Source organism: Xenorhabdus griffiniae (genome assembly GCF_001028135.1).
GTDB classification, from domain to species: Bacteria; Pseudomonadota; Gammaproteobacteria; order Enterobacterales; family Enterobacteriaceae; genus Xenorhabdus; species Xenorhabdus bakwenae.
Map to the genome: position 1 here is coordinate 1 of NZ_LDNM01000149.1, position 1,069 is coordinate 1,069.

The 1,069-nt window shown below is 47.5% G+C and carries 1 protein-coding gene; it reads left to right on the plus strand.

What is annotated here, in order from left to right; genetic code table 11:
• Positions 1 to 52: 52 nt before the first annotated feature.
• Positions 53 to 1,069, plus strand: a 1,017-nt coding sequence (locus AAY47_RS18865; protein ID WP_047771864.1) for an ISAs1 family transposase, incomplete at its 3' end; no start/stop codon positions are given.

Below are 1,069 nucleotides of genomic sequence, written 5' to 3' on the forward strand. Positions count from 1 at the left end.
AGGGTTAATAACGTGATCTAATTAGCCTTATTTCTCTTCTCATTGCTCGCCCATGACCCTGATTGAACATTTATCCGTTGTAAAAGAAACCCGCTCTGATATCAATCGTCAGTACGATCTGGTTGATGTGATTTTCCTCGTCATCAGTGCCATTATGGCCGGCGCCGAAGGCTGGCAAGATATTGAAACTTATGGTCGCGCCAAAGTGAAGTGGTTGAGAGAATATCGCCCGTTTCTCCATGGGATACCGCGCCGACACACCATTGCGAGGATCCTGCGTGCTATTGAGCTGGATTCTTTACTGGAAGCCTTACTGAACTGGGTCAATGAACAGCGTGAGCAAGGAGGAAAACCGGTTATCGCCTTTGACGGAAAAGTTCTGCGGCAGGCTTACCGGAATGAAAAGAAAAACGCACTCCAACTGGTCACTGCGTATGATACTGAGCGGGGATTAGTGCTGAGTCAGAAATCCACTGCCACGAAAAACGGTGAAATCAGTACGGTCCGTCAAATGCTGGATATTCTGAATCTGAAAGGCAGCATTGTGACCCTGGATGCCCTGCACTGTCAGCGGGAAACCCTGGAAAAAATCAGCGAAAAGAAAGCCCATGTCGTTGTTCAGGTGAAGAAAAACCAACCCCGCCTGTGGGAAAGCGTTCAGTCTCAGTTTCAGCGGGTGTTTGAGGCTGGGAAAGAAAAAATTATCACTGAAATTAAACAAGAAGCGCATGGCCGACGGGAAGAACGTTATGTGTTCCAACTCAAACCCCAATTTACCCCTGAAATGGTGGAGAAATGGCCGACAATCCGCAGCATTATTGCGGTTGAGCGGCACCGGACAGAAAAGGGTAAGGGCACGGTGGAGACATCTTACTATGTCAGTTCCCTTTCTCCCCGCCATAAATTATTGGGGTACTACATTCGCCAGCATTGGCGCATTGAAAATAGCCAGCACTATATTCTTGATGTGGTTTTTAAAGAGGACGATTCACGCATTGTACTGGACGGGGCGATTGAAAATTTGGCGTTATTCCGGCGTATCGTGTTGAGTATGGTGAAACAATGTGAT